At 62.1% G+C, this 18575-nt stretch carries 16 protein-coding genes and 1 riboswitch; of the genes, 3 read left to right on the top strand and 13 right to left on the bottom strand.

Translation table 11 applies throughout. The annotated features are described in order from the left end of the window. Positions 1–18: 18 nt before the first annotated feature. Positions 19–1524 (top strand): AhpA/YtjB family protein, encoded by a 1506-nt coding sequence (locus MKZ87_RS27950; protein WP_234206329.1) that lies wholly within the window; start codon positions 19–21, stop codon positions 1522–1524. A gap of 225 nt (positions 1525–1749) precedes the next feature. Here the strand turns inward: MKZ87_RS27950 and MKZ87_RS27945 are convergent, their stop codons facing one another. The 9 genes from MKZ87_RS27945 to MKZ87_RS27905 all read right to left on the bottom strand — a co-directional run bounded on the left by MKZ87_RS27945 (position 1750) and on the right by MKZ87_RS27905 (position 11110). Next, on the bottom strand, positions 1750–2460 hold the full coding sequence (locus MKZ87_RS27945) for a PqiC family protein (protein ID WP_085701031.1): 711 nt from the start codon (positions 2458–2460) through the stop codon (positions 1750–1752). A gap of 231 nt (positions 2461–2691) precedes the next feature. After that, complete coding sequence (parC, locus tag MKZ87_RS27940; RefSeq protein ID WP_085701032.1) at positions 2692–4956, bottom strand: DNA topoisomerase IV subunit A; 2265 nt, start codon at positions 4954–4956, stop codon at positions 2692–2694. 7 nt (positions 4957–4963) lie between these two features. Continuing rightward, on the bottom strand, positions 4964–5488 hold the full coding sequence (locus MKZ87_RS27935; protein ID WP_085701033.1) for a retropepsin-like aspartic protease family protein: 525 nt from the start codon (positions 5486–5488) through the stop codon (positions 4964–4966). After that, positions 5485–6474 (bottom strand): esterase-like activity of phytase family protein, encoded by a 990-nt coding sequence (locus MKZ87_RS27930; protein WP_085685234.1) that lies wholly within the window; start codon positions 6472–6474, stop codon positions 5485–5487. Before MKZ87_RS27930 ends, MKZ87_RS27935 begins: the two co-directional genes overlap by 4 nt. After that, entirely contained in the window at positions 6474–8381 is a 1908-nt protein-coding gene (gene parE / locus MKZ87_RS27925) for a DNA topoisomerase IV subunit B (RefSeq protein WP_085701034.1), read from the bottom strand. The genes MKZ87_RS27930 and parE overlap by 1 nt, the downstream gene beginning before the upstream one ends. Positions 8382–8423: 42 nt before the next feature. Continuing rightward, positions 8424–9032, bottom strand: a complete 609-nt coding sequence (locus tag MKZ87_RS27920; RefSeq protein WP_234206326.1) for a YqiA/YcfP family alpha/beta fold hydrolase — start codon at positions 9030–9032, stop codon at positions 8424–8426. A gap of 96 nt (positions 9033–9128) precedes the next feature. Then, positions 9129–9944 carry a 3',5'-cyclic-AMP phosphodiesterase gene (gene cpdA, locus MKZ87_RS27915; protein ID WP_234206324.1) on the bottom strand — a complete coding sequence of 272 codons (816 nt, stop codon included), beginning with the start codon at positions 9942–9944 and terminating at the stop codon, positions 9129–9131. 105 nt (positions 9945–10049) lie between these two features. After that, the gene (locus MKZ87_RS27910; RefSeq protein ID WP_227234244.1) at positions 10050–10502 is read right to left on the bottom strand and encodes a DUF1249 domain-containing protein; all 453 of its coding nucleotides are present in this window, start codon (positions 10500–10502) and stop codon (positions 10050–10052) included. Next, positions 10493–11110, bottom strand: a complete 618-nt coding sequence (locus MKZ87_RS27905; RefSeq protein ID WP_234206322.1) for an NUDIX domain-containing protein — start codon at positions 11108–11110, stop codon at positions 10493–10495. Before MKZ87_RS27905 ends, MKZ87_RS27910 begins: the two co-directional genes overlap by 10 nt. Before the next feature lie 228 nt (positions 11111–11338). On the opposite strand from MKZ87_RS27905, the gene MKZ87_RS27900 reads away from it, so the two are divergent. Continuing rightward, positions 11339–12085: an RsiV family protein gene (locus tag MKZ87_RS27900; RefSeq protein ID WP_085701039.1), complete on the top strand. Its 747-nt coding sequence runs from the start codon at positions 11339–11341 to the stop codon at positions 12083–12085. Here the strand turns inward: MKZ87_RS27900 and cytX are convergent. The 3 genes from cytX to MKZ87_RS27885 form a co-directional block, all read right to left on the bottom strand. After that, the gene (gene cytX, locus MKZ87_RS27895) at positions 12054–13346 is read right to left on the bottom strand and encodes a putative hydroxymethylpyrimidine transporter CytX (RefSeq protein ID WP_085701040.1); all 1293 of its coding nucleotides are present in this window, start codon (positions 13344–13346) and stop codon (positions 12054–12056) included. The two genes, MKZ87_RS27900 and cytX, sit on opposite strands and share 32 nt — an antisense overlap. Before the next feature lie 140 nt (positions 13347–13486). Continuing rightward, positions 13487–15376: a phosphomethylpyrimidine synthase ThiC gene (thiC, locus tag MKZ87_RS27890; RefSeq protein WP_227234242.1), complete on the bottom strand. Its 1890-nt coding sequence runs from the start codon at positions 15374–15376 to the stop codon at positions 13487–13489. A 146-nt stretch (positions 15377–15522) separates the two neighbouring features. Further along, a riboswitch (TPP riboswitch) is annotated at positions 15523–15628 on the bottom strand. A 7-nt stretch (positions 15629–15635) separates the two neighbouring features. Beyond that, positions 15636–15809 (bottom strand): hypothetical protein, encoded by a 174-nt coding sequence (locus MKZ87_RS27885; protein WP_227234241.1) that lies wholly within the window; start codon positions 15807–15809, stop codon positions 15636–15638. Between the two features lie 15 nt (positions 15810–15824). Between MKZ87_RS27885 and MKZ87_RS27880 the strand changes: the two genes are divergently transcribed. After that, entirely contained in the window at positions 15825–17258 is a 1434-nt protein-coding gene (locus MKZ87_RS27880; protein WP_085701042.1) for a TolC family outer membrane protein, read from the top strand. A gap of 30 nt (positions 17259–17288) precedes the next feature. Here MKZ87_RS27880 and waaA read toward each other — a convergent pair whose 3' ends face one another. Beyond that, positions 17289–18569 (bottom strand): lipid IV(A) 3-deoxy-D-manno-octulosonic acid transferase, encoded by a 1281-nt coding sequence (gene waaA / locus MKZ87_RS27875; RefSeq protein ID WP_234206320.1) that lies wholly within the window; start codon positions 18567–18569, stop codon positions 17289–17291. Positions 18570–18575: the final 6 nt, after the last annotated feature.

The raw sequence follows: 18575 nt of genomic DNA, 5'->3' as shown, positions 1-18575 counted from the left end.
ACAAAAGAGCCGAGCTCAGTGAACCGGCCCACGCCAGTTAAAACCGATAACTTCTTTCTGCTGATCTTCCGTGCACTGCGCCACCGCCGTGTACCGATTGCATTGCGCATTGCCAGCCATAACGTGATCCTGGTCGCCCTGGCCCTGGTGATCTATGCCTGCGTGATGGGCCTGCAGTTCAAGCAGGCCATGCACGAGCAGGCCGATGCGCTGGGCGAAAGCCTGACCACGCAGACCGCCACCTCCGCGACCGAGCTGCTGGTGTCCAACGACATCCTCAGCCTCAACGTGCTGCTCAACAACCTGACCAAGAACAAGCTGGTGGCCCACGCCGCCATCTACAGCGTGGACAACCGCATCCTCGCCGAGTCCGGTCAGCGGCCCAAGCACGGCCTGCTGGGCGAAGCCGAGGGCATGTACGAGAGCAAGATCACCTTTCAGGACGTGACCGCCGGGCAACTGCGCATCAGCCTGGACATGGATCAGTTCCAGCAGCCGATGACCATCAGCCTGCAAAGCATGGGCATCCTGAGTGCGATTCTGCTGGCACTGTCCCTGGCCCTGAGCCTGCGTCTGGGCCGGCACCTCTCCACGCCGCTGCTGCAACTGCGCGTGTGGCTGCGGCGGATCGACGAATACACGCCGGGAATCGAGCGTCAGGACGAGATCGGCGATCTTGCCCGCCAGTTACACGCCAGCTATGCCCCGGAGCCGGCCGAACCGGAGCCCGAACCGGAACCCGAGTTCGACGACGAGCCGGAATTCGAAGTGCGCAACCTGCGTGATCCGAGTTTCGACGAAAGCCGCCCGATGGCCGCGCACAAGCCTGCCCCACGCCATGTGGTCAGCACCGTTGAAGACGACGATGACGAAGATCCGTTCGCCGACCTGCGTGACGAGTCGCTGAGCGAATCCGCACAACCGGCCGTGCGCCGACCGACCCCGAGCGTGCCGCAACATACGGCGGTGCTGGCGGTGCAACTGGGCTCGCAGGAACAACTGCGCCGCTTGCCGCGTGCGCGCCTGGAAGAGTTGCAGGATCGCTATCGCGACTGTCTGGAACAGGCCGCTTCGCTGTATCAGGGCGAAATCGAAACCCTGAACGATGGCAGCACGCTGATGCTGTTCCACACCGAAGACAGCGGCGACGATTACCTGACCAACGCCATCTGCTGCGGCGAGCTGCTGCGGGCGCTGGGCCACCAGTTGCAGATCGAAGTCGCCGACAGCGGCATCACCCTGCAATTGCAGCTGGGCCTGACTCTTGGTGACGAACTGTTCGGTCTGAGCCAGATTGACCTGCTGTTGACCGACAGCGCTCAAGACGCCCTGGCGCTGTCGCAACACAGCCGCAACCTGCTGCTGGTGGAGCGCAAGATCGGTGACGACGCGCTGATCCGCCAGCGTGCGCGGATCCGGCCGATTGCCAGCCCTGAAGGCGCCTGCTGCGTGGAGCGTTTGATGGAGCCATATCCGTCGATGCTCGAGCGGCAACTGGCGCGGATGCATGAGCGTCGGGCCTGAGGCCTTGATGTAAAGAAGCCCGCAGATGATCACTCGTCTGCGGGCTTCTTTGTGTGTGGCGTTCTGGATTTTTTATGCACTCTCGACAGCCCCTCACCCTACCCTCTCCCTCCAAGCGGTCCGACGTTTCGGGAGGGTTCGGGTGAGGGGCTTTTGATCGTCCACTCAGAGCCCAGACACAACAAAGCCCGCACAAGGCGGGCTTTGTCCTGACTCGTTCCAGCCTTAAAAGCGGAACACTTCCATATCGGTACGAATCGGCGAAGCCATCGGGATCTTCGGCTGCTTCTCGGCTTCCGCCGCCGGTGCTGCCGGCTTCGGTGCCGGTTTGCGTGGCGCTTCGGCAACCGGTGGCTGGTTGGCCAACGGCTTGAGCGCGACCGACAGTTGCTCGGCCAGACGCTGCAGCAGAATGCCTTGCGCCTGAACCTGGGAAGCCGTGCTGCCACTGTGCAGTTCTTGCAAGTGGACGATGCGGTTGTCACGCACCTGGCCACGACGGTCGAGCAGTCGCCACTGCGCATCAAGAATCGCCGGCTGCTTTGCGCCGGAGTCCAGACGAGTGATGGTCAACAACACTTGAACATCGGGCGTGAAGCCGGTGGTCGCCGGTGCCAGTACCACCCGCTGGCTGTCCAGACGACCGGCAACCTGACGCAGCAGCAATTGATCGATATCCGACGAAAGGCTACCAGCCCAGCGACCATCGACCGAGGCTTGCAGGCTGCCGTCCGGTTGACGCTGCAACAGGGTTTCCCGCTGCAGGTAATCGGCAACGATTACAGGACCCAGCAGAACTGCCATGCCTGAGCTTTGCGCAGGCTGAGCCGGACTTCCGCTGTCCAGCTGATACAGCGACACCGGCTGGTGAACGCTGCAACCCGCCAGGCCAAGAACGCCGGCGAGCAGGAAAATAAGGGGGCGCAGAGAAGTCATCATCCCGTCCAGGTGGCCGCCACAAGGCTGACCACAGTGAAAATACTCAGCAAATATGAAGAACGCTCGGCCACGCCGGCGCTTGGAAAGGCCATATCATCCGTGAATATGCGTTCCGACTCCAGCGCCAAAGCGCCGATCTACGGGTTAAATCGAAGATCGGACGCTCTAGAGAGGCGTTCTCACTCATTTTCTCCGCCGGAGAAATCAGTACGAACGCCCCCTGGCCGCTTAATTGAGGTTTTCGACGAGCAGCGCATCCACCCGCTGGAAGCCACGTGGCAGTTTGTTACCACGGCGACCACGCTCACCTTTGTAGTGTTCGAGGTCGTCGGCCTTCAGCGACAAGGTACGTTTTCCGGCCTGCAGCACCAAGGTGGCGCCTTCCGGAAGAACGGCGATGTCCGTGACATATTCTTCGCGACTGGCCACACGCTCACCGGAAATACCGATGATCTTGTTGCCTTTGCCCTTCCCTAATTGTGGCAGGTCGCTGATCTTGAAGATCAGCAGGCGACCCTCGGTCGTTACCGAGGCCAGCCAGTTGTGCTCGCGGTCGGCCACCGGACGCGGCGCGATCACCTTGGCGTTGTTCGGCAGGCTCAACAGCGCCTTGCCGGCCTTGTTCTTGGCTTGCAGGTCTTCACCTTTCACCACGAAACCGTAGCCGGCGTCAGAGGCGATCACGTACAGCGAGTCCTCTTCCGGCATCAGCACACATTCGAACGTTGCGCCCGGCGGCGGCGTCAGACGACCGGTCAACGGCTCGCCCTGGCCTCGTGCCGATGGCAGGGTGTGGGTGGCCAGCGAGTAACTGCGGCCCGTGGAGTCGATGACCACGGCCGACTGGTTCGAACGCCCCGCTGCCGAGGTCTTGAAGCCGTCGCCAGCCTTGTACGACAGGCCGGTGGCGTCGATATCGTGGCCCTTGGCCGAACGGATCCAGCCTTTTTCCGACAGCACGACGGTGACTTTCTCGTTCGGCAGCAGATCGTGCTCGGTCAGCGCCTTGGCTTCAGCGCGCTCGACGATTGGCGACCGACGATCATCGCCGTAGGTTTCGGCGTCTTTCAGCAGCTCACTGCGAACCAGCTTCTTCAGCTTGGCTTCACTGCTCAGCAGCGCTTGCAGCTTGGCTTGTTCCTTGAGCAGTTCATCCTGCTCGTCGCGCAGCTTCATCTCTTCCAGTCGCGCCAACTGACGCAGACGGGTATCGAGGATGTAATCGGCCTGGATTTCGCTGAGGGCAAAACGCTCGATCAGTTTGGCTTTCGGCTGATCCTCGGTGCGGATGATGTGAATCACTTCATCCAGGTTGAGGTAGGCAATCAGCAAACCGTCCAACAGGTGCAGGCGGCGCTCGACCTTGTCGAGGCGGAATTGCAACCGGCGACGTACGGTCAGCACGCGGAATTCCAGCCACTCCACCAGCAACGCACGGAGGTTTTTCAGCTGCGGCTTGCCGTCCAGACCGATGATGTTGACGTTGACCCGATACGTCGACTCCAGCTCGGTGCTGGCGAACAGGTGCTGCATCAACGCTTCGTGATCGACGCGGCTGTTGACCGGGATGATCACGATGCGGCACGGGTTCTCGTGATCGGATTCATCGCGCAGGTCGGCGATCTGCGGTGCTTTCGACGGCTTGGCCTGCATCAGCGCGGCGATCTGCTCCAGCACCTTGGCCCCGGAGACCTGGTGCGGCAGCGCGGTGATGATGATGTCGCCGTCCTCGACGTGGTACACGGCGCGCATGCGCACCGAGCCCTTGCCGGTTTCGTACATTTTCAGCAGGTCGGCGCGCGGAGTGATGATTTCCGCTTCGGTCGGGTAGTCCGGGCCCTGGATGTGTTCGCAAAGCTGTTCGACCGTGGCTTTCGGCTCGTCGAGCAGGCGCACGCACGCGGTGGCGACTTCGCGCAGGTTGTGCGGCGGCACATCGGTGGCCATGCCCACGGCGATACCGGTGGTGCCGTTGAGCAGGATGTTCGGCAAACGTGCCGGCAACACCAGCGGTTCCTGCAGGGTGCCGTCGAAGTTCGGGCCCCAGTCTGCGGTGCCCTGGCCCAGTTCGCTGAGCAGCACTTCGGAATAACGTGACAGCCGCGCTTCGGTGTAACGCATGGCGGCGAAGGATTTCGGATCGTCCGGCGCACCCCAGTTACCCTGGCCGTCCACCAGCGTGTAGCGATAGCTGAACGGCTGGGCCATCAGCACCATCGCTTCGTAGCACGCCGAGTCGCCGTGGGGGTGGAACTTGCCGAGCACGTCGCCGACGGTACGCGCCGACTTCTTGTGCTTGGAATCGGCATCCAGCCCCAGCTCGCTCATGGCGTAGACGATACGCCGCTGTACCGGTTTCAGACCGTCGCCGATATGCGGCAAGGCACGGTCCATGATCACGTACATGGAGTAGTTGAGGTAGGCATTTTCGGTGAAGTCAGCCAGCGACCGGCGTTCTACGCCATCTAAGCTGTCTGCAAGGTTGTCGCTCATGCGGGCCTCATCGGTTCGTTGTCTGGCGCAGCAGCATGGTGCCGCCGCGCTGAGTAAATTCAAGTTTGTTCAGGGCGCTCATGCCGAGCAGCACCTGATCGCCATGCAGGCCGGGCGCCACCAGTGCGCGGACATCCCGCAGCACGATGTCGCCCAGTTGCAGGCGGTCGATCCGGGTGCGATAGCCCTGGCTCAGGCCATTGGCCGTGCTCAGGGTCACACCGAAACCTTCTTCCAGCCGAAGGTTTTTCGCCACTTCGGCCGGGATTGCCACGTCGGTCGCGCCAGTGTCGAGCATGAACTCCACCGGCCGACCGTTGATCAGGCCGCTGGCGACAAAATGTCCCTGGGCGTTGCCGATCAGTTTCACTTCGATAAAGCCGTTACCCTGCTGCGAAGCCACTTCCACATTGGGATTGCGCTGGCGCTCTTCCCACTGGCCGAAGAACCGCGTGGCCAGAAACAGCGCCGCGCACCAGGCCAGAATCATCAACACCCGACCGGCGCGCCTGCCCGGCGGTTGCTGGCTCATGGCTTGGCGCTCCAGCCACCCTCGGGCGCGGCGAATCGCCAGATGATCGGGCGGACCTCGCCATCGGCCCGGGGACCAAAATTGTTGTCGACGCCGATCCAGGCACCTTGAGCATCGACCACCAGCGCCTCTTCCAGCCCGAAGTTCTGCGAATAACGACGATTGGCCTGCAACAACTCGGCCGCATACGACCAGCAAAGCTCGACCTTGGCCGTCAGCGCATCGCGACGACAGATCTGGTACGCGTTGCGCTCAAGGGTAAACAGTTTGCCGTTGAACAGGGACACGTCGGAAAAATCCCGATTGACCGGGCGGGCTTTCGGAAACTGCGGCGGTTGCATTTCCATCCCGCCCTCGCTGAGCAGCACGCAGCGCCCGTCACAATCCCACACCGTCTGCTGACGCTTGATCATCAGCAAGCCACGGCTTTGCCGCTCCGCAGCCAGCCACATCTGATCGCCCGCCGGATTGATCGCCAGGCCTTCGAATATCGCGTTGAACTGCAGCAACATCCCGCTGGCCCGCGCCTCGCGGACCATCATCGGCGAGATTTTCAGCCACGACGACGGCCCCTGAGGCGGCACTTGCAGCACCGCTGCGTGGGCTTCGCTGACAATGTAGCGGTTGCCGGCGCTGTCGCAGGTGATGCCTTCGAAATCCAGATCGCCGCCCCGAATGAACGAAGCCGCCCAAGTGCGCGAGCTGATGCCCCACGGCAAGCCGCTGTCCGGCACTTTCGGCGGATCGATGCGCACGGCCGTGGCCTGCCAGACCCGATCGCGGATATCGAGACGATAGATCTGGTCATCGTCGCGATCCGAAACGGTCCACAGATCATTGCCACACAAGGCCAGCCCCGACAGGTTGCCGCCGCGCATGCCTTCGACCGGGTGCTCGGCGAGCACGCGCAGCTCTTGCGCAGGCTCTGCCGACACCGTCATCGAACCCAGCAGCAACGCACCCGCCAAGGCCCAGCCAAACCGCATCAGGCCAGAACCTCGGCGAGGTTGCCCTTGGATTCGAGCCAGGTCTTGCGGTCGCCGGCGCGTTTCTTCGCCAGCAGCATGTCCATTATTTCCGAGGTCTGGGCGAAGTCGTCCCCGAGGGTCAACTGCACCAGGCGCCGAGTGTTCGGGTCCATGGTGGTTTCACGCAGTTGCGGCGGGTTCATTTCACCCAGACCCTTGAATCGGGTGACCTGCGGCTTGCCGCGTTTCTTCTCGGCCACCAGACGGTCGAGGATCCCGTCGCGCTCGGCCTCGTCGAGGGCGTAGTAGATTTCTTTGCCCAGGTCGATGCGGTACAGCGGCGGCATCGCGACGTAGACGTGACCAGCGTCCACCAGCGGGCGGAAATGCTGGACGAACAAAGCGCAGAGCAAGGTCGCGATGTGCAGACCGTCGGAGTCGGCGTCGGCGAGGATGCAGATCTTGCCGTAGCGCAGCTGGCTCATGTCCTCGGCGCCCGGATCGACACCGATGGCCACGGCGATGTTGTGCACTTCCTGGCTGGCCAGCACTTCACTGCCGTCGACTTCCCAGGTGTTGAGGATCTTGCCGCGCAACGGCAGGATCGCCTGGAATTCCTTGTCCCGCGCTTGCTTGGCCGAACCGCCGGCGGAATCACCTTCCACCAGGAACAGCTCGGAACGCATCGGGTCCTGCCCCGCGCAATCGGCCAGTTTGCCCGGCAATGCCGGCCCCTGGGTGATGCGCTTGCGCTCGACTTTCTTGCTGGCCTTCAGACGACGGCCGGCGTTGCTGATCGCCAGTTCTGCCAGCGCCAGACCGGTTTCCGGGTTGGCATTGAGCCACAGGCTGAACGCATCCTTGACCACGCCGGAGACAAATGCCGCCGCTTCACGGGACGACAGACGTTCCTTGGTCTGGCCGGAGAATTGCGGTTCCTGCATCTTCATCGACAGGACGAAAGCGATGCGTTCCCAGACGTCCTCCGGGGCCAGTTTGACGCCACGCGGCAGCAGGCTGCGGAATTCGCAGAACTCACGCATCGCATCGAGCAGCCCCTGACGCAGACCGTTGACGTGGGTACCGCCCTGCTCCGTCGGAATCAGGTTAACGTAGCTTTCGGTGACCGAAGTACCGCCTTCAGGCAGCCACAGCAGGGCCCACTCGACCGCTTCCTTGGCGCCCGCCAGGTTGCCGCAGAACGGCGCGTCCGGCAGACGCTCGAACTCGCTGACCGCATCCACCAGATAGGAGCGCAGGCCGTCTTCGTAGTGCCACTCGACCTTTTCGCCGGTGCCTTTGTCTTCGAAGCTGATCAGCAGCCCCGGGCAGAGAACGGCCTTGGCCTTGAGTACGTGCTTGAGGCGGCTGATGGAGAATTTCGGCGAATCGAAGTATTTCGGGTCCGGCGCGAAGTACACGCTGGTCCCGGTATTGCGCTTGCCAACGGTGCCGATGACTTGCAGATCGGTGGCCTTGAAGCCATCGGCGAAGGTCATTTCGTATTCGTTGCCGTCACGTTTGACCCGCACCCGCACCTGGGTCGACAAGGCGTTGACCACGGAAATACCCACCCCGTGCAGACCGCCGGAGAACTGGTAGTTCTTGTTGGAAAACTTGCCGCCCGCATGGAGCTTGGTGAGGATCAGTTCGACGCCCGACACGCCCTCTTCCGGGTGAATGTCGACCGGCATGCCACGGCCGTCGTCGCAGACTTCCAGCGAATGGTCGGCGTGGAGGATGACCTGGATCGATTTGGCGTGGCCGGCCAGGGCTTCGTCGACACTGTTGTCGATGACTTCCTGGGCAAGGTGGTTCGGCCGACTGGTGTCGGTGTACATGCCGGGGCGCTTGCGCACCGGGTCGAGGCCCGAGAGGACTTCGATGGCGTCGGCGTTATAGGAGCTAGCGCTGGGAGTGGCCATAGGGTCTCGTCGTCAGTGATTCAATGAAAATGGGGCAAGACTTCACAGTGCGGTGAAATCGACTGCCTGATAGATATCGGCGCCAATCCCGGCAAAGCTGAGCAATGCCGGCAATTGTGTAACAAATCCCTGGAAACTGTGGTCGCCGCCAGCCTGGATGCGCAAGGCACAGGCCCGGTAATACTGCTGGGCAAGGCGATAATCCAGTGTTTCATCGCCGGTCTGCAACCATACCTGATAACGCTGCGGATCCTGTGGCGCCGGCACTTCCAGCTCGGCCAGGGCCGTCACGTGGTCGTGGGTCAGTTCCCAGGTCTCGTCGGTGTACAGGTTTTTCTGGGTGCCCAGGTATCCGTCGAACATCCGGTGCGGACTGACGGCCGGGTTGACCAGCAGGACTTTCAGGCCATGGCGCTCGGCCAGGTGAGTCGCATAGTAGCCGCCGAGCGAACTTCCCACCAGCAACGGCCGGCCGAGTTCGGCAATTGCCTGTTCCAGCTGACCGATGGCTTCGCGCGGGTGGTGATGCAGCGCGGGGACACGCAGTTGATCGCTCAAACCCAGCCGCTCCATCACCTCGACCAGCTGACAGGCCTTTTTCGAAGCCGGCGCGCTGTTGAAACCATGGATATAGAGAATCGAACCGGACATTTGAGCTCCCTGGGCGTCGGCTGAAGATAGCGGAGTTTACAGGGAGTCGAGGGGTGTTGGGCCAGCACCCGAGGAAATCAGCGCTGTGCCCGTCAATCAGTAACCGTCGGAGCCGTAATCGACAGTGAACCGGAAATCAGTGACACGCTCCACGCCAGTCTCGATCCGCCCGTCCGGCAGCAATCGCAACCAGCGATACCCCGGCGCCTGTTCGCCAACCTTGAAATCTTCGCTGCCCGGCTCGAACTGGATGCAGGTCGACGGCGAGGCGATCAGCCTTACGCCCTTGCGTTCGCGATCGATTTCCTGATGGACATGCCCCCACAGCACGGCGCGGGCCTGCGGGAAACGGTCGAGCACTTCGAAAAACGCTTCCGGATTGCGCAAGCCGATCGGCTCCATCCAGGCGCAACCGATCGACACCGGATGGTGGTGCAAGCACACCAGATGATGGCGATCCGGCGCTTCGCTCAGGGAGCTGGCGAGCAATTGCAGTTGGTCGTCCTGCAGATACCCCGGCACCGATCCGGGCACCGCCGAATCGAGCAGGGTCACGCGCCAGTTGCCGACATCCACCACGGACTCCAGCAACGCACTCTTGACCGTCGCCTGAGCCATGATCTGGGGTTCATCGTGGTTGCCGGGGATCCAGCGGGCCGGCGCATCGATCTGCGCCGTCATCTGGCGGAATTGCTGATAGGACTCCAGCGTGCCGTCCTGGGACAAGTCGCCGCTGGCAACGATCAGATCGATCCGCGGTTGCTGTTCAAGCACCAGCTCGATGACTTTTTGCAGACTCTCGCGGGTATTCATGCCCAGCAGCGTTCTGTCCGCCTCGGCGAACAGATGACTGTCAGAGAGCTGCACCAGCAACGCCGTGTCGGCGGTGGTCAAAGTCGATACGCTCGGCAAGGCGTTCTCCCCCGGGATCGCGGGACTGGATAGGTGCGGCAATTATGCGGGGGGACAGCGCAAAGAGAAACCGGCGAAACGGACGCAGTTCACAACTTGCGGTGGTTATCGGACCGCCGCGTATTCGTGTCCGCACGCCAGGCAGTGACTCAGCCATTCGCCCAGGAACAGATTGAGCTGGGCCTTTTCGTCCGGCTGATGCATCGCCGCATTCGGGTAAGGATAGACGCCGCGAAAACGTCGCGCATGCTCGGCGCTGATCACCTCGGCCATGCGCGCGTCGTGATAGACCTGCACTTCCAGTTGCGGCACCGGCAGCCACGGCAGGCTGTGTTCCTGGCGCACTTGCAGGGTCGTGGTGTACGGACAGGTCTGCAGCACCTCGAGCGCCAGAACGCCGAGCATCTGGTCGCCCTGGGTCACGGCAATGCGCCGGGCCTGCGGGTCGTTGCGCATGTCCGGCAACAGTCGCATCAGGCGCGCGTAGTTGGCCTCGCAGGCGGCTTGCAGCCCCACGAGGTCGACGCGGTAGCGATCGCGCAACTTGTTTACGACCATAGCCCCCTCACTTCGGCGCGGTTGAGCGCCAGCCACTGCAAGGCGATGATGCTCGCCGCATTGGCAATCTGTCCGTCGCGTACAGCCTGCAAGGCATCTTCGAAAGCCCAGACCGTGACGCGGATATCTTCGGCTTCTTCCTCCAGACCATGCAGGCCGCCTGCGCCCTCCGTGCTGCAACGCCCCAGGTACAGATGCACGAATTCGTTGCTGCCGCCCGGCGATGGAAAGTATTTGGTCATTGGCCACAGGGCCTTGATGTCCAGCCCAGCTTCCTCCTGCGCTTCGCGGTGAGCAACTTCTTCCGGCTGTTCATCCTTGTCGATCAGACCGGCGACCAGTTCCACCAGCCACGGGTTGTCGGCCTTGCCCATGGCGCCGACACGAAACTGCTCGATCAGCACCACTTCATCGCGCTGCGGATCGTAGGGCAGCATGCACACGGCATCATGGCGCACGAACACTTCACGATTGATTTCGCGGCTCATGCCACCGGCGAACAGTTCATGGCGCAAATGCACGCGATCGAGCTTGTAGAAGCCCTCGTAGCATTGCACCCGCTGCACGATATCGACGGCGCTTGGAATGGCATTGGCAAAATCGGTCATGGGCATCCTCGTCTACTGCAGATTCCAATACGAGGTTCGTCTTGCTAATGGCGACCTCGACTTCGCGCCATCCTAACGCGCCCGTGACATTTGATGCAGCCCCTTTACTGTCAGCGGGATGGACGGTGAAGGCGAAACCCACTCTAATTAGCTTAGTGGCGAACTGACCGCTTCGTTGAGAGTCGAAGCGGTAACTTTTTGCCTTCCCCTGCTTCAGAAAGGACGCCCATGTCGCTTTTCAAAATTGCCTCCGTGGCCGCCATCGCCCTGACCCTGGGCGCGTGCGCCAGCCTGTTCCAGCCCAACTACCGCACGCCGCTGGAAACCACCCGCGACGCCTCGGAAACGCTGAAACCCGGTTGCTCCAACCCGGACTGCCCGCTGGTGAACATCGATACGTTGCGCTTTCCGGCAGAACCGGCGCTGGACGGCATCATCGAAAAACGCCTGTTGCAAATGACCCGCACCGCACCGAACGCCCCGGTGGCGCCGACGCTGGCAGCGTATCGCGAGCAATTCCTGGCCAACGCCGGCCCGCGCAACAGCAGCTATTTGCAGGCGAAAGTACGCGAGCAGCATGACGGTCTGGTTATCATCGAAACGTCGAGCTACCTGGACACCGGCGGTGCCCACGGTACACCGGGACGCGGTTTCATCAACTATTCGCGTCAGCAGCACAAGGTGCTGACTCTGGCGGACATGTTGCTGCCGGGTCAGGAAGAGGCGTTCTGGAAAGCCGCGCAAGTGGCCCACAACAGCTGGCTGATCAGCACCAAGCTCGATCAGGAACCGGAGTTCGTGAAGAGCTGGCCGTTCGTCAAAACCCCTAACGTGGCGCTGACCTACGGCGGCGTGATCCTCAAGTACGACGTGACCACCATCGCGCCTTATGCGCTGGGCCACGTCGAACTGAAAATCCCTTACCCGCGCCTGAATGGCATTCTCAAGCCCGAGCTGTTTCCCGGCCGTAACTGAAAGCTCGGCCGAGCACGAGTTGCAGCAGCCCTGCCAGCACCAGCGCCGGCAGGGTCGCGCCGACATCCGGATACAGGTTGGCCAGCAAGTGATAGGTGCTGATGCCGCCCAGCCAGGCCAATAGTGCCGGCCAGCGCAACGCGGCCGATGCCACCTGGGCACTGCGCTTGCGCAGGATGAAGTGATCCACCAGTACCACGCCGAACAGCGGTGCGAACACCGAACCGATCAGCAACAGGAAGTTCTGGTATTGCGCCAATGGCGCGAGCAAGGCGATCAGGGTGCAGATCACACCGATGGCCAACGCCAGATGCTCGACTTTCAGACGCAACAGAATCCCGCTGGAAACCGCCGCCGAGTGAATGTCGGCGAAAGCGTTTTCCGACTCATCCAGCAGAATCAGCAACAGCGGAATCCCCAGACCTGCGCCAGCCAGCGCCAGCAGCAGCGCGTTGACCTCACCGCTCGGCGCAAAGGCCAGGGTGTAGGCCACGCCCAGGCTCATCAGCCAGAAATTGCCGATGAAGAAACCGATCGCTGTGCCGCCGAATACGTTCTTCGCCCGCTGACCGAAGCGCGAGTAGTCGGCGATCAGCGGCAGCCACGACAGCGGCATCGCAATGGCGATATCGAAGCCCACGGCGAGCGGCATCGAGCCATCCCCGGCCTGTGCCCACAAGGCGGCGAGATCGGCCTTGGCAAACAGGTTCCAGGTCAGCCAGATGCACGCGCCCAGAATCAGCCAGATGCCCCACTTGCGCAGGATCTTGCGCACGAACGTCAACGGCCCGCTGACCGCCAGCAACGTCGCCAGCGCACCGAAGCACAGGGTCCACAACATCGGACTGGCCCACAGCGAACCTTCGCTGAATGCACGAGTGCCGAGCAGGCTGGCCGCATCGCGCATGACGATGATTTCGAAAGAGCCCCAACCGATCAGTTGCAGCAGGTTGAGCAGCGCCGGCAGGCTCGCGCCTTTGCTGCCGAGGCTGAGTTTCAGCGCGGCCATCGACGACAGGCCGGTGTCGCTGCCGATCACGCCAACGGCGGCCAGCAACAAGACGCCGACCAGGGTGCCGAGGAAAATCGCCAGCAGCGCTCCCGACAGGCCCAGCCCCGGCGCCAGCAGTGCACCGGTCTGCAAGACCATCAGGCCGATGCCGAGGGAGAACCACAGGGAAAACAGATCGCGACCGCCGAATACACGCTGGCTGGCGGGCACGGCGAGGTCGGGGGAATAAGTACCGGGTTGAATGCTCAAGGGTGTTATCTCAGAGGGACATTTGTTGTTGTGTCGACCGTATTCGCGAGCAAGCTCGCCCCCACTTTGGAATGCATTCAAATGTGGGAGCGAGCTTGCTCGCGAAGGGGCCATTACAGGCCCCACCCTTTCAGGTCAGATCAAACCTTCTTGTACAGCTGACTGCCTTCCTTCCTGAACCGCTCGGCCTGTTCCGCCAGGCCCTGGGCGACATCCACGTCGACCGCGTCGATCCGCTGGTTGGCCGCGTATTCGCGGACTTCCTGAGTGATCTTCATCGAGCAGAATTTCGGCCCGCACATCGAACAGAAATGTGCGACCTTCGCCGAATCCTTCGGCAGGGTTTCATCGTGATACGAGCGGGCGGTGTCCGGATCCAGACCGAGGTTGAACTGGTCTTCCCAACGGAATTCGAAACGCGCCTTGCTCAAGGCGTTGTCGCGGATCTGTGCGCCCGGATGCCCCTTGGCCAGGTCCGCTGCGTGAGCGGCGATCTTGTAGGTGATGATCCCGGTCTTCACGTCATCCTTGTTCGGCAAGCCCAGGTGTTCCTTCGGCGTCACGTAGCAGAGCATCGCGCAACCGAACCAGCCGATCATCGCCGCACCGATGCCGGAAGTGATGTGGTCGTAACCCGGTGCGATGTCGGTGGTCAGCGGACCGAGGGTGTAGAACGGCGCCTCGTCGCAGCACTCCAGCTGCTTGTCCATGTTCTCTTTGATCAACTGCATCGGCACGTGGCCCGGGCCTTCGATCATGCATTGCACGTCGTGCTTCCAGGCGATTTTGGTCAGCTCGCCGAGGGTTTCCAGTTCGCCGAACTGCGCTTCGTCGTTGGCGTCGGCAATCGAGCCCGGACGCAGGCCGTCGCCCAGCGAGAAGCTGACGTCGTAGGCCTTCATGATTTCGCAGATTTCCTCGAAGTGGGTGTAGAGGAAGTTCTCTTTGTGGTGCGCCAGGCACCACTTGGCCATGATCGAGCCGCCACGGGAAACGATGCCGGTCACCCGTTTGGCGGTCAGCGGCACGTAGCGCAGCAGCACGCCGGCGTGGATGGTGAAGTAGTCGACGCCCTGCTCCGCCTGCTCGATCAGCGTGTCGCGAAACAGCTCCCAGGTCAGGTCTTCGGCCACGCCATTGACCTTTTCCAGCGCCTGATAGATCGGTACGGTGCCGATCGGAACCGGCGAGTTGCGGATGATCCACTCGCGGGTTTCGTGGATGTGCTTGCCGGTGGACAAGTCCATCACGGTGTCCGAGCCCCAGCGAATGCCCCAGGTCAGTTTCGCCACTTCTTCTTCGATGGACGAACCCAGCGCGCTGTTGCCGATGTTGCCGTTGATCTTCACCAGGAAGTTACGGCCGATGATCATCGGTTCCAGTTCGACGTGGTTGATGTTGGCCGGAATGATCGCGCGGCCACGGGCGATTTCTTCGCGCACGAATTCAGGAGTGATTTCTTTCGGGATGCTCGCGCCGAAGCTGTGGCCGGCGTGCTGCTGATTCAGCAGACCGGCAGCGCGGGCCTCTTGCAGTTTCATGTTTTCGCGGATGGCGACGTATTCCATCTCGGCGGTAATGATCCCTTTGCGCGCGTAGTGCATCTGGCTGACGTTGGCCCCGGCCTTGGCACGGCGCGGGTTGTTGACGTGGGCGAAACGCAGCTTGGTCAGCTCCGGATCGGCCAGGCGCTCCTGACCGAAATTCGAGCTCAGGCCCGGCAGGCGCTCGGTGTCGCCACGGTCGTCGATCCATGCCGAACGCACGTCACCCAGACCTTTGCGCACATCGATCACCACGTTCGGGTCGGTGTACGGGCCCGAGGTGTCGTAGACGGTGACCGGCGCGTTGATTTCGCCGCCGAAGTCGGTGGGGGTCACATCGAGGGTGATTTCGCGCATCGGCACGCGGATGTCCGGGCGGGAGCCCTGAACGTAGACTTTTTGCGAACGGGTGAACGGTTGAACCGACTGTTCATCGACCTTGGCCGAGTCACTCAGGTTGATCGCGTTTTTAGATTTTGTAGTCATCACGGGCTCTCCAGACAGCATCCAGGCAGTGGATTGTCGGAGCAGAACCTGAAAGGCACGGACGCACCAGGACTGGTGCTGTGCCTCGTCGTCGAGCGTTCGATTATCGAACAATTTCCCGGACGAAGCACAAGAGGACTCGCCGGGTGACGAGAAATCTTGTTCCCTACGCAGGCGCTAACCTGATCAGGTTCAACGGGATCCGAAATTATTCGATCTCAGCCTCATAGCAAGGCACCCCGACAAGAACCCGGCCAGTCTAGACACAACCGGCAAAGAACGCCAACACCGCTGCAAACACCATGATGAATGGCGCAATTGGCAGATTGTTGCCTTCCGCCTGCGCAACTACACTCGCTACGCCATGCTGCGCCTTGACGCTGCATGGGCTGCGCCTTACCTTTGGCGCCCGGATTATTTCCATAATATTCATGCTAGGGATCGCCTCATGCTGCGCAAACTCTCACTGGCTGTCGCCGTGTCTTGTGCGTCCACCGCAACGGTATGGGCAGCAGAAGCGCCTTTGTCGACCAGAACGGATCTGGTCAGCGTCTATCAGGAAGCCGTCGACAACAACGCCGACCTGGCCGCCGCCCGCGCCCAGTACGGTGCGCAGAAAGAAGTCGTGCCCCAGGCCCGCGCCGGGCTGCTGCCTAACCTGTCCGGTGGCGCCCAGGTGGCCAATGTGCGCACCGACATCGATCAGCCGTCGGCGGTCGCCAACCGCAGTGCCCAGTCGTATCAGGCGACCCTGGCGCAACCGCTGTTCCGCGCCGACCGCTGGTTCCAGTACCAGGCCGCCAAGGACGTCAACGAGCAGGCCGCGCTGCAACTTTCGGCCACCGAGCAGAACCTGATCCTGCAAACCGCCGAAAGCTACTTCAACGTGCTGCGCAGCCAGGACAACCTGGCCTCGACCAAGGCCGAAGAAGCCGCGTTCAAGCGCCAGCTCGACCAGTCCAACGAGCGCTTCGACGTGGGCCTGTCGGACAAGACCGACGTGCTGCAATCGCAAGCCAGTTACGACACCGCGCGCGCCAACCGGATCGTCGCCCAGCGTCAGGTCGATGATGCGTTCCAAGCGCTGGTCACCCTGACCAACCGTCAGTACAACTCGATCCAGGGCATCGTCCACACCTTGCCGATCCTGCCGCCGGCGCCGAACGACGCCAAGGCCTGGGTCGATACCGCCGCGAAACAGAACCTCAATCTGCTGGCCAGCAACTTCGCGGTCAGCTCCGCCGAACAGACTTTGAAACAGCGCAAGGCCGGCCACCTGCCGACCCTCGACGCCGTGGCGAAGTACGAGAAAGGCGATAACGATTCGTTCGGTTTCAGCAACCCGAATGCCTTCGGCACGCCGTATGGCGGCAACGTCGAACAGCGCACCCTGGCGTTGCAGGTGAACATCCCGCTCTACAGCGGCGGCCTGACCAGCTCCCAGGTGCGTCAGTCTTATGCGCAACTGGATCAGACCGAACAGCAACGTGAAGGCCTGCGCCGGCAGATCGTCGAAAACACCCGCAACCTGCACCGCGCGGTGAACACCGACGTCGAACAGGTACAGGCGCGCCGCCAGTCGATCATTTCCAACCAGAGCGCAGTGGAAGCCACGGAAATCGGTTATCAGGTGGGGACGCGCAACATCGTCGACGTGCTCGACGCCCAGCGTCAGCTCTACACTTCGGTGCGCAATTACAACAACACCCGCTACGACTACATCCTAGACAACCTGCGCCTGAAGCAGGCGGCGGGGACGTTGAACCCGGGCGACCTGCAGGATCTGACCCGCTACCTGAAAGCCGACTACAACCCGGACAAGGACTTCCTGCCACCGGATCTGGCCAAGGCTGCCGAAGCCCAGCTCAAGGCTCGGCCTTAAACAAAAAACGCAGCCCTGAGGCTGCGTTTTTTATGGGCGGTCGATCAACCTTCCCAGTCCATCGAGCAAGCGCTGCAACGCGCCCTGATTGCGACGCATCACGCTCAGCCCGTTTTCTGCCATGCGCTGTGCGTCGCGCGGCAGTTCAAACAGACGCTGCACTTCTGTCGCCAGACCTTCAGCGTCATCCACCTCGGCCAATGCCCCGGCGCTGCGCAGTTGCGCGGCGATGTCGAGGAAGTTGAACAGGTGCGGGCCGCTGATCACCGGTTTCGCCAAGGCTGCCGGTTCCAGCAGATTGTGCCCGCCGTTGGGCACCAGGCTGCCGCCGACGAACGCGCTGTCAGCCAGGGCATAGAGAAACAGCAGCTCGCCCATGGTGTCGCCAAGCAGCACCGAAGTCTGCGCATCGACGCTCGCGCCAGTGGAGCGACGCACCGTGGCAAAGCCTTCACGCTGGCACAACTCGAACACCGAGTTGAAACGCTCCGGGTGACGCGGCACCAGAATCAGCAACGCATCGGGATGGTTGGTCAGCAAGCGACGGTGAGCATTCAGCACCACTTCGTCTTCGCCTTCATGGGTGCTGGCGGCGATCCACACCGGGCGCTCCTGAGCCTGCCACTGGCTGCGCAGCTCAGCGGCGCGTTGCAGCAGTTGCGGGTCGATGGTCAGGTCGAACTTGATCGAGCCAGTGACTTCGACTGTCTCCGGGCGCGCACCGAGATCACGGAAGCGCTGGGCTTCGGCTTCGGTCTGCACGGCGAACAGGCTCATCTCGGCGAGCATCGGCGCGGTCAGTTTGCTGAACCGGCCATAGCCCTTGGCGGAACGCTCGGACAGTCGTCCATTGGCCAACGCCACTGGAATCCCGCGCTTGGCACATTGGTGGATGTGGTTGGGCCACAGTTCGGTTTCCATGATCACTGCCAGTTTCGGCTGCACGCGATCCAGAAAACGCGCGGCGGCACAGGGCAAGTCATACGGCAAATAGCAGTGCTGGATGCGTGGCTCGTTGGCGAACAGCGCATGGATACGTTCCGAACCGGTTGGCGTCATGCAGGTCACGGTGATCGGAAGCGTCGGATAGCGTTGCAGCAGCGCGCGGATCATCGGCGCGGCGGCGATGCTTTCGCCCACCGACACGGCGTGGACCCAGATACCACCGGGTTGCAATGTCGGCATGCCGTAGGAGAAACGTTCGCCAATCCGTTGGGCATACGCCGGCGCCTTGCGCGAGCGCAGCCACAGCCGAATCGCCACCAATGGCAGCCCCAGATAAAACAGCGCGGTGTAGAGAGTTCTATTCATGGCGGC

The organism is Pseudomonas sp. MCal1 (assembly GCF_026341415.1).
Taxonomy (GTDB): domain Bacteria; phylum Pseudomonadota; class Gammaproteobacteria; order Pseudomonadales; family Pseudomonadaceae; genus Aquipseudomonas.
This window is presented reverse-complemented; position numbering and strand designations above follow the sequence as displayed.